Here is a 14,575-nt window from a genome sequence, read left to right on the forward strand (position 1 = left end):
TCAGCAGTCCAGTGGGTTGCGTTTTTCCGGGTTGATACCGAACTTGGCGATGGCTTCAGCCACCACTTTAGGCTCAATATCACCACGGTCAGCCAAGGCTTCCAGGGCTGCCAACACCACGAAATGACGGTCGACTTCGAAGAAGTGACGCAGCTTCTTGCGGCTGTCACTGCGGCCGAAACCATCGGTGCCCAGGACTTTGAATTCCTTGGACGGGACCCACTGACGAATTTGCTCAGCGAACAGCTTCATGTAGTCGGTAGAGGCAATGACCGGACCTTTACGGCCGTTCAGGCACTCTTCGACGTAGCTCAGTTTAGGCTTCTGGCCCGGGTGCAGACGGTTGCTGCGCTCGACGGCCAGGCCATCGCGACGCAGTTCGTTGAAGCTGGTAACGCTCCACACATCAGCGCCGACGTTGAACTGTTCACGCAGAATCTTCGCCGCTTCACGGACTTCACGCAGGATGGTGCCGGAGCCCATCAGCTGAACGTGGTGCGCCGCTTCGCGGGTGTCTTCCTCAAGCAGGTACATGCCTTTCTTGATGCCTTCTTCGGCACCGGCCGGCATGGCTGGCTGCTGGTAGGATTCGTTCATGACAGTGATGTAGTAGAAGACGTCCTGTTGCTCTTCGGTCATCTTCTTCATGCCGTCCTGGATGATCACCGCCAGCTCGTAGCCGTAGGTTGGATCGTAGGTGCGGCAGTTCGGGATGGTGGCAGCCAGGATGTGGCTGTGACCGTCTTCGTGTTGCAGGCCTTCGCCGTTCAGCGTGGTCCGGCCGGCGGTGCCGCCGATCAGGAAGCCACGGGTGCGGCTGTCGCCAGCGGCCCAGGCCAGGTCGCCGATACGCTGGAAGCCGAACATCGAGTAGAAGATGTAGAACGGCAGCATTGGCTGGTTGTGGCTGGAGTACGAAGTACCGGCAGCGATGAAGGAGCTCATGGCGCCCGCTTCGTTGATGCCTTCTTCAAGGATCTGACCTTTCTGGTCTTCCTTGTAGAACATCACCTGGTCTTTATCGACTGGCTCGTAGAGCTGGCCGACGGACGAGTAAATGCCCAACTGACGGAACATGCCTTCCATACCGAAGGTACGGGCTTCGTCCGGGATGATCGGGACGATGCGCGGACCGATTTCCTTGTCCTTGACCAGTTGCGCAAGGATCCGCACGAAGGCCATGGTGGTGGAAATTTCACGGTCGCCCGAGCCGTCCAGGATTGCCTTGAGGGTATCCAGGGGCGGGGTCGGAATGTTGAAGCTCTTGGCGCGACGCTGAGGCACGAAACCGCCCAGCGCGGAACGGCGCTCGCTCAGGTAACGGGCTTCGGCGCTGCCTTCTTCCGGTTTGAAGAACGGCAGGTTTTCGAGTTCGTCGTCTTTGACCGGGATATCGAAACGATCGCGGAACAACTTCAGGCTGTCGACATCGACTTTCTTGGTGTTGTGCGCAGTGTTTTTCGCTTCGCCAGCACCGGTGCCATAACCTTTGATGGTCTTGGCCAGGATGACGGTCGGTTGTTCTTTGTGGTTGACCGCTTCGTGGTACGCCGCGTAGACCTTGTACGGGTCGTGGCCGCCACGGTTGAGTTTCCAGATCTCGTCGTCGGACAGGTCTGCAACCATCGCCTTGAGTTCTGGCGAGTTGAAGAAGTGTTCACGCACGAAGGCGCCGTCTTTGGCTTTGTAGTTCTGGTACTCGCCGTCGATGACTTCGTCCATGCGGCGTTGCAGGATACCGTCGACGTCTTTGGCCAGCAGTGGGTCCCAGAAACGGCCCCAAATGACTTTGGTCACGTTCCACTGAGCACCGCGGAACACGCCTTCGAGTTCCTGGATGATCTTGCCGTTGCCGCGAACCGGGCCGTCGAGGCGCTGCAGGTTGCAGTTGATGACAAAGATCAGGTTGTCCAGCTTCTCGCGGCCGGCCAGGGAAATCGCGCCCAGGGATTCCGGCTCGTCGCACTCGCCGTCGCCCAGGAAGCACCAGACTTTCTGTTTGCCCGGCTGAATGAAGCCACGGTGTTCCAGGTACTTCATGAAGCGAGCCTGGTAGATCGCCTGGATCGGACCCAGCCCCATGGAGACGGTCGGGAACTGCCAGAAGTCAGGCATCAGCCAAGGGTGCGGGTAGGACGACAGGCCCTGACCGTCGACTTCCTGGCGGAAGTTGTTCATCTGGTCTTCGGTGATGCGGCCTTCCATGAATGCACGGGCGTAGACGCCTGGCGAGGTGTGGCCCTGGAAGTAGATCAGGTCGCCGCCGTGTTCATCGCTCGGAGCCTGGAAGAAGTAGTTGAAGCCGATGTCATACAGGGTCGCACTGGAAGCGAAGCTGGAGATGTGACCACCCAGGTCAGAATCTTTCAGGTTCGTACGCATTACCATGGCCATCGCGTTCCAGCGTACCAACGAGCGAATGCGGCGTTCCATGAACAGGTCGCCAGGCATGCGTGCTTCGTGGGTGACGGGGATCGTGTTGCGGTAAGGCGTGGTGATGGCGTAAGGGAGTTGCGAGCCGCTACGGGTCGCAAGTTCGCCCATACGGGTCATCAGATAGTGAGCACGGTCTTCGCCTTCTTTGTCGAGAACCGATTCCAGGGCGTCCAGCCATTCCTGGGTTTCGACGGGATCGAGGTCTTGCATGGCTTGCTCCAGGGCGGAAAGGCTTCCAGAATCGGTTGCCTGAGTTTGCGACTGGCCTTGTGGGCAGACGATATAAATTCTTGGATTGCCGAGAGGTTGTTCCGGCGGCGTGTAGTTTTACTACAAATCATCGGGCATTTCAGCCTTTCGAATGTATAGACGAGTAGTAAAACTACAGAAGATCGGCTTGTGGCCTCCGGCTGCGTTGTGAGAATAATCGTTAAGGTTGGTCTTTTGCCAACCAAAAAAGGTGAAGGCTTGATGATCGCTGCCAAAAATAAACAAATTTCAGCTATTTCTAACCTTTGTTCGACAGTCAGTCAGGTAGCGCATTTTCAAGAATCACTACATGCAGCCCCTCGCACGCCGATCAAGGATAGACCATGAGCCTCCCTTCGCTTGCCGAACTGCCCGGCGGACTTCTGCCTTTTGTCACCCGTGCCGAGCAGTCGTTCCGTACGGCCGTCACGCTTTTTCCCGACGATCATGGCCTGTCGGCCTGGACGCCTGAACGCTGGGCGCAATTCGCCCGCGTTACCGCGGCCAGCGACTTTGTCATCGAGCAGAGTCTGCGTGACCCATTGATGTTGCTGGAACTGGTGCAGTCCGGGGAGCTGGACCGTGTCTTTGCGCCCGGCGAGTTGTGCGCACAGATTGCGACGGCGGTGAGTACTGCCGAAACCGACGAGCAGCTTGGCCGCGCCTTGCGTCGCCAACGCGCACGCCAGCAAGTGCGGATCATCTGGCGCGACCTCACCCGCCAGGCTGATCTGATCCAGACCTGCCGCGACCTCTCGGACATGGCCGATGCCAGTATCGATCAGGCCTATCAGTGGTTGTATCAGCGCCATTGCCAGCAATTCGGCACGCCTACCGGGCGGCGCAGCGGCGAGCCGCAGCAGATGGTCATCCTTGGCATGGGCAAGCTCGGCGCCGTGGAGCTGAACCTGTCATCGGACATCGACCTGATCTTCGCCTACCCCGAGGGCGGTGAAACCGTCGGTGTGAAGCGGTCGCTGGATAACCAGGAATTTTTCATTCGTCTCGGCCAGCGTCTGATCAAAGCCCTGGACCCGATGACCGTCGACGGTTTCGTGTTCCGCGTCGACATGCGTTTGCGGCCGTATGGTTCGTCCGGCGCTTTGGTGTTGAGCTTCAATGCGCTGGAACAGTATTACCAGGATCAGGGCCGCGACTGGGAACGCTACGCGATGATCAAATCACGCGTGGTGGCCGGTGATCAGGTGGCAGGGGCGCAATTGCAAGAGATGCTGCGTCCGTTCGTTTACCGGCGCTACCTGGACTTCTCGGCCATCGAAGCGCTGCGCACCATGAAGCAGTTGATCCAGCAGGAAGTTCGGCGCAAGGGCATGGCCGACAACATCAAGCTGGGTTCCGGCGGCATTCGTGAAGTCGAATTCATCGCCCAGGCCTTCCAGCTGATTCACGGTGGCCGCGACCTGAGCCTGCAGCAGCGTCCTCTATTAAAAGTACTGAGCACCCTCGAAGGTCAGGGTTACCTGCCGCCAGCGGTGGTCAGCGAGTTGCGCGAAGCCTACGAATTTCTGCGTTACACCGAGCATGCGATCCAGGCAATTGCCGACCGCCAGACCCAGATGCTCCCGGATAGCGAACAGGACAAGGCGCGCATTGCCTTTATGCTCGGGTTTGCCAACTGGACGGCGTTCCACGAACAGCTGATGTACTGGCGTGGCCGAGTGGCCTGGCACTTTGCTCAGGTGATTGCCGATCCTGATGAAGAGCACGGTGCCGAGAGTGAAGTGGTGGTCGGCGGCGAATGGCTGCCGCTGTGGGAAGAGGCCCAAGACGAGGAAGCCGCGTGCCGTCAGCTGGAGGAGGGCGGTTTTGCCGATGCCCCCAAGGCGCTGAAAGCCTTGGCCAGTCTGCGCGGCAGCCCGCAATTACGCGCCATGCAGCGTCTGGGGCGCGAGCGCCTCGACGCTTTTATTCCGCGCTTGCTGGCTCAGGCGGTGGAACATGCCAATCCTGATCTGGTGCTGGAGCGGGTGCTGCCACTGGTGGAGGCCGTGGCGCGTCGTTCCGCCTATCTGGTGTTGTTGACCGAGAACCCCGGAGCCCTGCGCCGCTTGCTGACGCTGTGCGCCGCGAGTCCGTGGATTGCCGAGCAGATCACGCGCTTCCCGCTGCTGCTCGACGAATTGCTTAACGAAGGCCGGTTGTTCAAGCCGCCACTGGCGCCGGAATTAGCCGCCGAATTGCGCGAGCGTCTGACGCGGATTCCCGAAGACGATCTCGAACAACAAATGGAAGCCCTGCGACATTTCAAACTGGCGCACCGCTTGCGCGTCGCGGCCTCGGAAATCGCCGGCAGCCTGCCCTTGATGAAAGTCAGTGATTACCTGACCTGGCTTGCCGAAGCGATCCTCGAACAAGTGCTGGCCCTGGCCTGGCGCCAGACCGTGGCCAAGTACGGTACGCCGCTGCGCACTGACGGCAGCTTGTGCGACCCTGGTTTCATTATTGTCGGTTACGGGAAAGTCGGCGGTCTGGAGCTGGGGCATAGTTCGGACCTGGATCTGGTGTTCATCCACGACGGCGATCCGCAGGCCGAAACCGATGGGCCGAAGCCTATCGATGGCGCACAGTTTTTTACCCGGCTCGGGCAGCGCATCATTCATTTGCTGACGGCGCAGACCAACTCCGGTCAGCTGTATGAAGTGGACATGCGCCTGCGGCCGTCCGGTGCCTCCGGTTTGCTGGTAAGTTCCCTGGGGGCGTTTGCCCGGTATCAGGAGAACGAAGCCTGGACCTGGGAGCACCAGGCGCTGGTACGGGCGCGGGTGCTGGTGGGCAGTCAGGATGTTGGCCAGGCATTCGAGAAGGTTCGCGCGGCGGTATTGGCCAAGCCGCGGGACTTGCCGACCTTGCGCCAGGAGGTCAGCGAGATGCGCGCCAAGATGCGCGATAACCTTGGCAGCAAGAGCACGGCGGCGGGTATGGCGGCAAATGCCTTCGAGGCCACGGCGCCGTTCGATCTCAAGCAGGATGCCGGAGGTATCGTCGATATTGAATTTATGGTGCAATACGCGGCTCTGGCATGGTCTGAGACGCATCCGTCATTGCTGCGCTATACCGACAATATCCGCATTCTGGAAGGGTTGGAGGAGGTCGGGCTGATGCCCGCCGAAGACGCCAGCCTGTTGCGTGAAGCCTATAAGGCCTACCGCTCCGCCGCTCACCGGGAAGCCTTGCAGAAGGACTCCGGCGTCATACCCGGCGATCAGTTCGTGGATGAACGACGCCAGGTCATGCGAATCTGGCGCGAGCTGGGGTTAAGCTGAGCAACGAAATTGTGGATGAGGGCTTTTGTGGCAAGGGAGCTTGCTGTGGGAGCTTGCTGTGGCGAGGGGGCTTGCCCCCGTTCGACTGCGAAGCAGTCGCAGAGCGGTACACTCGATAGTAGGTGTAAGTGGTCGAAGATTTTGGGAGTGCTCCGCACTCCAACGGGGGCAAGCCCCCTCGCCACATTAACAGTCAGCCCGAAAGATTTGCTGGCTAAGCTGTACCGCACTGGATGTGCACAAAATTGATCCGACGAGCCCCAATCGGCTCGTCCAAATGACCTGACGGTTCACCCCCGAAGGTGCTGGATTCTCGAGGCGGGGAGGCGTATGCCTCCCCGGCTCGTTTTTGGAAACCACATGAAAATTCTGATCGTTGGGCCCAGTTGGGTCGGTGACATGGTGATGGCGCAGACACTTTTTCAGTGTCTCAAACAACGCCACCCGCAATGCGAAATCGACGTGCTGGCCCCCGAGTGGAGCCGACCGATTCTCGAACGTATGCCTGAAGTACGCCAGGCCTTGAGCTTCCCGCTCGGCCACGGCGTGCTGGAACTGGCGACGCGTCGGCGCATTGGTAAATCCCTGGCCGGCCAGTACGACCAGGCCATCCTGCTACCCAACTCCCTGAAGTCGGCGCTGGTGCCATTTTTCGCCGGTATCCCGAAACGCACCGGCTGGCGTGGCGAGTTGCGCTACGGCCTGCTCAATGACGTGCGCACGCTCGACAAAGAACATTATCCGCTGATGATCGAGCGCTTCATGGCCCTGGCCTTCGAGCCTGGTGTCGAGTTGCCGAAACCGTATCCACGGCCGAGCCTGCGGATCGACCCGGTGACCCGCGACGGTGCACTGGCCAAGTTCGGTCTGGCTCTCGACCGTCCGGTGTTGGCGCTGTGTCCCGGTGCCGAGTTTGGCGAGTCCAAGCGCTGGCCGTCCGAGCACTATGCCAAGGTCGCCGAAGCGAAGATCCGGGAAGGCTGGCAGGTCTGGCTGTTCGGTTCGAAAAACGATCACGCGGTGGGCGAAGACATCCGCGCGCGGCTGATTCCCGGTCTTCGTGAAGAATCGGTGAACCTCAGTGGTGGCACGTCTTTGGCCGAGGCCATCGATCTGTTGTCTTGCGCTGATGCGGTGGTCTCCAACGACTCCGGCCTGATGCACGTGGCTGCAGCGCTGAACCGCCCGCTGGTGGCGGTGTACGGCTCGACTTCGCCGGGTTTCACGCCACCGTTGGCCGAGCACGTCGAGATCGTGCGCCTGGGCATCGAATGCAGTCCGTGCTTCGATCGCACCTGCCGTTTCGGTCATTACAATTGCTTGCGCCAACTCATGCCCAAAGCGGTGAACGAAGCCTTGCAGCGGTTGCTGGGCACTGTGGTCGAGGTCAAATAGTTTGCGGGTACTGTTGATCAAGACTTCTTCGCTGGGCGATGTGATTCACGCGTTGCCAGCGTTGACCGACGCGGCGCGGGCGATCCCCGGCATCACGTTCGACTGGGTGGTGGAAGAAGGCTTCGCCGAGATTCCGACCTGGCACCCGGCCGTGGGCAAGGTGATTCCCGTGGCGATCCGTCGCTGGCGCAAGAATATCTGGCAGACCATCAAGAGTGGCGAGTGGAAGCGCTTCAAGCAAAGCATTCGCGCAACCCAATATGACTTGGTGATCGATGCCCAGGGCTTGTTGAAAAGCGCGTTGCTGACTCGCTACGCCAAAGCGCCAGTGGCCGGGCTGGACAAAAACTCGGCCCGCGAACCGATCGCCGCGCGCTTCTATTCCCGACGTCTGGCCGTGGCCCGTGGGCAGCACGCGGTAGAGCGAGTGCGCCAGCTGTTCGCGGTGGCACTTGGTTACGATCTGCCTAAGGGACTGGGCGACTATGGCCTGAACGTCGAACGACTGGTGGAATTGCCGCGCAAGAATCCGTATGTGGTGTTTCTCCATGGCACCACCTGGGACACCAAGCACTGGCCCGAAGCCTATTGGCGCGAGTTGGCCGAGCGTGTGGGTTACCTTGGCGTAGCGGTCAAGCTGCCGTGGGGTAATCCGGTCGAAAAGGCCCGCGCCGAGCGCATCGCCAAAGACATGCGGCACGTCGAAGTACTGCCCAAACTGAACCTGGCGGGGGTGGGCAAAGTTTTGGCCGGAGCGCAAGCCTGCGTCGCGGTGGACACCGGTCTGGGTCACCTCGCGGCGGCGCTGGACGTGCCGACCCTGTCGCTGTTCGGCCCGACCAATCCGGGCCTGACCGGCGCGTACGGCAAGGCGCAGATTCACATCGCCAGCGACTTCCCCTGCGCACCGTGCCTGCAAAAGAAATGCACCTATCAACCGACGGCCGACGATGCCCGTCGGTTCGACCTGAAACGCGAATGGCCCCTGTGCTTCACGCGTCTGAATCCCGAGCGTGTCGCGAGCCGACTGAGCACGTTGTTACTGGCTGAGGAGCTGCGCTGATGCAATTGGCATTTGTCTTGTACAAATATTTTCCGTTCGGGGGCTTGCAGCGCGACTTCATGCGCATCGCCCTGGAGTGTCAGCAACGTGGCCATCAGATTCGTGTCTATACGCTGATCTGGGAGGGCGACATTCCTCCTGGTTTCGAAGTGCTGGTGGCGCCGGTCAAGGCGTTCTTCAATCATCGGCGCAACGAAAAACTCACCGAGTGGATGGAGGCCGATCTGGCCAGGCGTCCGGTGGACCGCCTGATCGGTTTCAACAAAATGCCGGGCCTGGATGTCTACTACGCCGCCGACGGCTGCTTCGAGGACAAAGCGCAAAACCTGCGCAATTCGCTGTACCGTCGCTGGGGCCGCTACCGGCACTTCGCCGAGTATGAGCGCGCGGTGTTCGCCAAGGACGCCAAAACCGAAGTGCTGATGATTTCCGAAGTCCAGCAGCCGCTGTTCGTCAAACATTACGACACGCCGCTTGCGCGTTTCCATTTACTGCCGCCGGGTATTGCTCTGGACCGTCGCGCACCGGCCAATGCCGCCGAGATCCGTGCGGGGTTTCGTCGCGAGTTCAACCTGAAAGAGGATGAACTGCTGCTGGTGCAAATCGGCTCCGGGTTCAAGACCAAAGGCGTGGACCGCAGCCTCAAGGCGCTGGCCGCCTTGCCCGTCGAGCTGAAAAAGCGTACCCGACTGTTTGTAATCGGCCAGGACGACCCCAAAGTATTCCAGTTGCAGAGCACCACACTGGGGCTCGGCGACAACGTGCAGTTCCTCAAGGGCCGCAGCGATATCCCGCGTTTCCTGCTCGGTGCCGATCTGTTGATCCATCCGGCGTACAACGAAAACACCGGGACGGTGCTGCTTGAAGCGGTGGTCGCCGGCTTGCCGGTGCTGGTGAGCGCGGTGTGCGGCTATGCCCATTACATCGCCGAGGCCGATGCCGGCCTGGTGCTGGACGAACCCTTCGAGCAAGCACAACTGACCCAATACCTGACCGGCATGTTGAATGACGCAAATGCACGGGCGGCCTGGAGCCGCAACGGGCTGGCTTTCGCCGAGACGGCCGACCTCTACAGTATGCCGCAGCACGCGGCCGATGTGATTCTGGCGGAGCACGCTTAATGAAGTTGATGCTGGCTGAACCGTTCAAGAGCCTCTGGGCCGGGCGCGATCCGTTCGCCGAAGTCGAGGGCCTCAAGGGCGAGGTATACCGCGAGCTTGAAGCGCGCCGGACACTGCGTACCGAAGTGGACGGTCACGGGTTCTTCGTGAAAATCCACCGTGGCATCGGCTGGGGCGAGATTTTCAAAAACCTGCTGACCGCCAAACTGCCAGTGCTTGGCGCAGGCCAGGAATGGAAGGCCATTCAGCGCCTGCAAGAAGTCGGCGTGCCGACCATGACCGCTGTCGCTTACGGCGAAAAAGGCAGCAATCCGGCAGACCAGCATTCGTTCATCGTCACGCAAGAGCTGGCGCCCACTGTCAGCCTCGAAGATTTCAGCATCGACTGGGTCAAGCAACCACCCGAGCCAAAACTCAAGCGCGCCTTGATCGCCGAAGTCGCGCGCATGACCGGCATGATGCACCGCGCCGGGGTTAACCACCGCGACTGCTACCTCTGTCACTTCCTGCTGCACACCGATAAACCCGTGACAGCCGATGACTTCAAGCTGTCGGTGATCGATCTGCACCGTGCCCAGACGCGTCCGACGATTACCCGACGCTGGCGTGACAAGGACCTGGCGGCGCTGTATTTTTCGGCGCTCGACATTGGCCTGACCCGTCGCGACAAACTGCGTTTCCTCAAGGGTTACTTCCAGCAGCCATTACGCCAGATCCTGGCTGAAGAAGCACAATTGCTGGCATGGCTCGAGGGCAAGGCCGGCAAGCTCTATGAGCGTAAACAGCGGTATGGGGATGCGCTCTGATGTCGGGTTGGACCCTGGAACCTGCTTACAGCGATCTGGCAGAAGACTTCGGCAATCTTGACGCGGTGTTCGCGCTCAAGGGCGAGCGACTGACCCGCGATCCGCTGTCCGAGGTCATTCGCGTCCAGCGCAATGGCGTCAACTATTACGTCAAGCGTTACGTCGGCGCTGGCAAAGGCCTGCGCCGTTACCTGGGTAAACCACGGGTGAAGGCCGAGTGGCAGAACCTCAAGCGTTTTGCCAAATGGGGTATTCCCACCGCCGAAGTAGTGGCCTGGGGACTGGAGCGACGCGGCGTGGCATACAACCGTGGGGCGATGATCACCCGCGAACTGCCAAATACCGAAGCTCTATCGGCCCTGGCTGACCGACATGACCCGAAACTGGCGGACTGCGCCTGGGTGGATAGCATCAGCCGGCAGCTGGCGGGCTATACCCGGACCATGCACCATCATCGTTTCACCCACAATGATTTGAAATGGCGCAACCTGCTGATCGACGATGAGGCGCGGCTGTTTCTGATCGATTGCCCCAACGGTGACTTCTGGCGCGGCTTCTGGCTCAAGTACCGGATCACCAAAGACCTGGCGTGTCTGGACAAGGTGGCCAAATATCATCTGTCCGCCACCCAGCGTCTGCGCTTCTATCTGCAATACCGCCAAAGTACCCGGCTCGATGCCGCCGACAAGCAACGGATCAGGCACGTGGTGAGATTTTTCGAGGGACGCGAATGACTGATTTCCTGGCTGCTGAAGACCGTGCGCTGCTTGAGCGTCATGGCCTTGGCACCTTCGACGCACTCTGGGCCAAACAGCTCGAGGCGGTGGATGAGCCCAATACCGTCGGTGGTGGCTGGAGCAGTGTATTTCGGCTAGAGCTGGAAGGTCATGGTTACTACCTCAAGCGCCAGTGCAATTACCTGACGCGTACATTGCATTCTCCCTTTGGCGAGCCAAGTTTTGCCCGTGAGTTTCGCACCATCAGGCGTTATCAGAAACTGGGTATTCCGGCGTTGCAGGCGGCGTTCTTCGGTGAGCGCAAAGTCGGCGGCGAAGTCCGGGCGATTCTGCTGACCCGTGCGCTGGACGGTTGGGATGATCTGGATTCACTGTTGCAGCGCTGGTCCGACCTGAGCGCGGCACAGCGCACGGCAATTCTGAAAGCCTGTGGGCAACTGGCGCGTCGCCTGCATGAGATGCGTCAACTGCATGGATGCTTCTATCCCAAGCATATTTTTCTCCAGGCCACCGGTGACGGTTACCAGGCTCAGTTGATCGATCTGGAAAAAACCCGGCCATTGCTGTTTGGCCAACGTGATCGGGTCAAGGACCTGGAGCCGTTGCTGCGTCGGGCGTCGGAATGGAGCGAAAGTCAGCTGCGCGAGTTGTTGGCGGCTTATCTGGATCAGCCCTTGAACAGTTCGCTGGTGGACAGTTGGGTATCGCGCCTGAGTGCGCGGCGCAGTCACAAGGAGGCGCGCTGATGCGTTTGTCCGAACTGAAACACGCGGGCCGCAGCCCGAGCCTGCCTCTAAGCATTCCACTGGCCGATGCCGCAGGGGTTGCAGAGTTGCAATTGCTAAGCCTGCTGCGGGTGTTGCCCGGGCAGCGCTATGTGGGTGCCGGCATATGGCGCGGCCGGCCGGTGCTGGCCAAGTTGCTGGTCGGCAATAAAGCGGCACGGCATTTTCAGCGTGAACTGGACGGCGTGCGTTTGCTTGCCGGCCAGGGATTGACCACGCCATTGTTATTGGCTGATGGCCTGAAGCACGGCGAGGGCGGCTGGCTGCTGTTCGATTTCCTTGAGGGCGCCGAGAGCCTGGGGGATGCCTGGAAACAGGTCGAACACTTGCCAGTGCTGGCGGATGAACAATCAGCCGTGCTGGCCGAGGCGCTGGGGGCGATCGCGCATCTGCACAGCAAGGGGTTGTGGCAGGAAGATTTGCATCTGGACAACTTGCTGCGCCATGGCGGTCAGTTGTATTTGATCGATGGCGCCGGCATCTGTGCCGAGACGCCTGGCAAGCCACTGTCGCAACACAAAGTCCTGGAAAATCTCGGGGTATTTTTCGCTCAGTTGCCCAAGTCACTGGAGCCTTTTACCGAAGAGTTGCTGGTGTATTACTTGTTGGCAAACGGCGAGCATGCCTTGCCCATGGAAGCGCTGCAGAAGCAGATCGACAAGGTCCGTCGCTGGCGTTTGAAGGATTTCCTGATCAAGGTCGGCCGCGAATGCACGCTGTTCTGCGTCCAGCGCGGGGCGTTTGGCTTGCGGGCGATTCGCCGTGAAGAAGAGGCGGCGATGTTGCCGGTGCTGGAGCAGGCCGATGCCTTGCTCGATCAAGGCCATCTGTACAAGACCGGCGGCGCCGCGAGCGTCGGCAAGGTCGAAGTGGCGGGTCGCACATTGCTGGTCAAACGCTACAACATCAAGGGCTTTGCCCATTGGCTCAAACGTTTCTGGCGCCCGAGCCGCGCCTGGCATTCATGGCGTGAAGGCAATCGCCTGGCATTCCTGGGCATCGCCACGCCCAAGCCACTGGCGTTGTGGGAGAAGCGTTTTCTGTGGTTGCGCGGTCGGGCGTATCTGGTGACCGAGTATTTGCCTGGACCGGACATCATCGAGCGGTTTGCGCCATACGTGGAGAGCGGCGAAGCGCCGCAAGCCGAGCTTCAGGCTCTGGATCACCTGTTCGCCGAACTGATTCGCGAGCGCATCAGCCATGGCGATTTCAAGGGCCATAACCTGTTCTGGCAGCAGGATCGCTGGGCGCTGATCGACCTGGATTCGATGTGTCAGCATAACTCGCTCAGTAGCTTTGCTGCGGCGTATGCGCGGGATCGGGCGCGGTTCATGCGCAATTGGCCTGAAAACAGTGCGCTGTACCAAGTGATTGATCAGCGTTTGCCCAAAGACATTTCCAGCGCTACTTGAGTCGGGTCTTTGACCCGTCGCGGGCAAGCCCGCGATGGCGACAGATCAGTCTGCCGAGATCTAGAGGACAAGTTCTTATGAACCGTCCTACATGATCTACAGATCCCGTGAATTGTGCCCTGAATAGCCGCGATGCTAGTTTGCCTGACGTTCTCGGGGGGCAGATATTGACGAAAAAAATGGCTATGTTGCCGAGTACTTTCTCACTGGCGCTATTCGGCTTTGGAACTGCCGTCACAGTGCTGCGGGGTGACGAGGAGGCCACCCGTGGCCTCAGAAAACAAAAAACCTATGCCAGTCCATCCCTAAAGGGTGAATAGCTCGTGTCGACCTCGATTTTGCACTCTCAACAGCTTGTTCTTTTTGAAAGCGAAAACGAAAGCGACGCTGAAACTGATGTTGAGGCGAAAAAGCTGTTACCTCCGCTCGGAAGGTACAGCGATTTCATAATCTATGTAGATGAGAGCGGCGATCATGGGATGCAAACATTAGATCCAAACTATCCAATGTTTGTTCTGGCATTTTGTGTGTTTCATAAAGGGCATTATTGCGAAAAGGTTATTCCTGCCCTTCAGAAGTTTAAATTTAATCATATGGGGCATGACCTGATCGGTCTGCATGAATTGGAAATTCGAAAAGAAAAGGGAGCATTCTCCAGTCTATTCACGTCGAGGCATCACAAACATGCCTTTCTTGACGAGTTGACGGGCATCATTGAAGCCAGCAATTTCGTTCTGATCAGTTGTGTTATCGACAAAGCTGCCCTTCGCGAAAAACAAGGTCCTGTCCACAATCCTTATCACGTCGCACTCGGTTTCTGTCTGGAAACGCTTTATGAGTACTTACAAGAAAAAAATCAACAGAGCGTTTTAACTCATGTGATTTTCGAGCGTCGAGGGAAGCGGGAGGATAACGAGCTTGAACTGGAGTTTCGTCGCATGTGCGATGGCGCGAATCGATTGGGCATTCAGTTGCCGTTCGATATTGTCTTTGCAACCAAGCAAGCGAATTCTACGGGGTTACAACTAGCGGATCTTGTTGCAAGACCCATTGGTATGAGCGTTTTGCGGTCTGGGCAAGAAAATCGTGCCTTTGATGTACTCAAGCGCAAGTTCTACTGCAGTGGTGGGCGTAACAATGTGGGGGAGGGTTTCGAGAACTGGGGTTTAAAGATTTTCCCTCTCTGAGAAAGCGAAAAGCCCCGGTGAAACTCACCGAGGCCACAACGCCGACCGGGATCCCCCAGTCCATTTGCGCAGGAGTCTATGTCGAGGTCCTTAATCTGTC

The 14,575-nt window shown here is 59.1% G+C and carries 10 protein-coding genes; 9 read left to right on the top strand and 1 reads right to left on the bottom strand.

The genetic code is table 11. The annotated features are described in order from the left end of the window. Positions 1–2,646: a pyruvate dehydrogenase (acetyl-transferring), homodimeric type gene (aceE, locus tag FHW68_RS15560; RefSeq protein WP_095634731.1), complete on the bottom strand. Its 2,646-nt coding sequence runs from the start codon at positions 2,644–2,646 to the stop codon at positions 1–3. 383 nt (positions 2,647–3,029) lie between these two features. Between aceE and glnE the strand changes: the two genes are divergently transcribed. The 9 genes from glnE (at position 3,030) to FHW68_RS15605 (ending at position 14,475) form a co-directional block, all read left to right on the top strand. Further along, positions 3,030–5,969: a bifunctional [glutamate--ammonia ligase]-adenylyl-L-tyrosine phosphorylase/[glutamate--ammonia-ligase] adenylyltransferase gene (glnE, locus tag FHW68_RS15565; protein ID WP_183681159.1), complete on the top strand. Its 2,940-nt coding sequence runs from the start codon at positions 3,030–3,032 to the stop codon at positions 5,967–5,969. Positions 5,970–6,329: 360 nt separating this feature from the next. Then, positions 6,330–7,364, top strand: a complete 1,035-nt coding sequence (gene waaF / locus FHW68_RS15570; protein ID WP_095634733.1) for a lipopolysaccharide heptosyltransferase II — start codon at positions 6,330–6,332, stop codon at positions 7,362–7,364. Between the two features lies 1 nt (position 7,365). Beyond that, positions 7,366–8,427, top strand: coding sequence for a lipopolysaccharide heptosyltransferase I (gene waaC, locus FHW68_RS15575; RefSeq protein WP_095634734.1), 1,062 nt, complete (start codon positions 7,366–7,368; stop codon positions 8,425–8,427). Then, a complete protein-coding gene (locus tag FHW68_RS15580) occupies positions 8,427–9,548 on the top strand; it encodes a glycosyltransferase family 4 protein (protein ID WP_095634735.1) in 1,122 nt (373 codons plus the stop codon). The genes waaC and FHW68_RS15580 overlap by 1 nt, the downstream gene beginning before the upstream one ends. Then, positions 9,548–10,354 carry a lipopolysaccharide core heptose(I) kinase RfaP gene (gene rfaP / locus FHW68_RS15585; RefSeq protein WP_183681161.1) on the top strand — a complete coding sequence of 269 codons (807 nt, stop codon included), beginning with the start codon at positions 9,548–9,550 and terminating at the stop codon, positions 10,352–10,354. Before FHW68_RS15580 ends, rfaP begins: the two co-directional genes overlap by 1 nt. Then, the gene (locus FHW68_RS15590) at positions 10,354–11,088 is read left to right on the top strand and encodes a lipopolysaccharide kinase InaA family protein (protein ID WP_183681163.1); all 735 of its coding nucleotides are present in this window, start codon (positions 10,354–10,356) and stop codon (positions 11,086–11,088) included. The genes rfaP and FHW68_RS15590 overlap by 1 nt, the downstream gene beginning before the upstream one ends. After that, the gene (locus FHW68_RS15595) at positions 11,085–11,837 is read left to right on the top strand and encodes a lipopolysaccharide kinase InaA family protein (protein ID WP_095634738.1); all 753 of its coding nucleotides are present in this window, start codon (positions 11,085–11,087) and stop codon (positions 11,835–11,837) included. The genes FHW68_RS15590 and FHW68_RS15595 overlap by 4 nt, the downstream gene beginning before the upstream one ends. Then, positions 11,837–13,288, top strand: coding sequence for a lipopolysaccharide kinase InaA family protein (locus tag FHW68_RS15600; protein ID WP_095634739.1), 1,452 nt, complete (start codon positions 11,837–11,839; stop codon positions 13,286–13,288). Before FHW68_RS15595 ends, FHW68_RS15600 begins: the two co-directional genes overlap by 1 nt. 323 nt (positions 13,289–13,611) lie before the next feature. Beyond that, positions 13,612–14,475: a DUF3800 domain-containing protein gene (locus FHW68_RS15605; protein WP_095634740.1), complete on the top strand. Its 864-nt coding sequence runs from the start codon at positions 13,612–13,614 to the stop codon at positions 14,473–14,475. Positions 14,476–14,575 lie beyond the last annotated feature (100 nt).

The sequence above is a fragment of the Pseudomonas sp. Tn43 genome (assembly GCF_014192635.1).
GTDB lineage: Bacteria > Pseudomonadota > Gammaproteobacteria > Pseudomonadales > Pseudomonadaceae > Aquipseudomonas.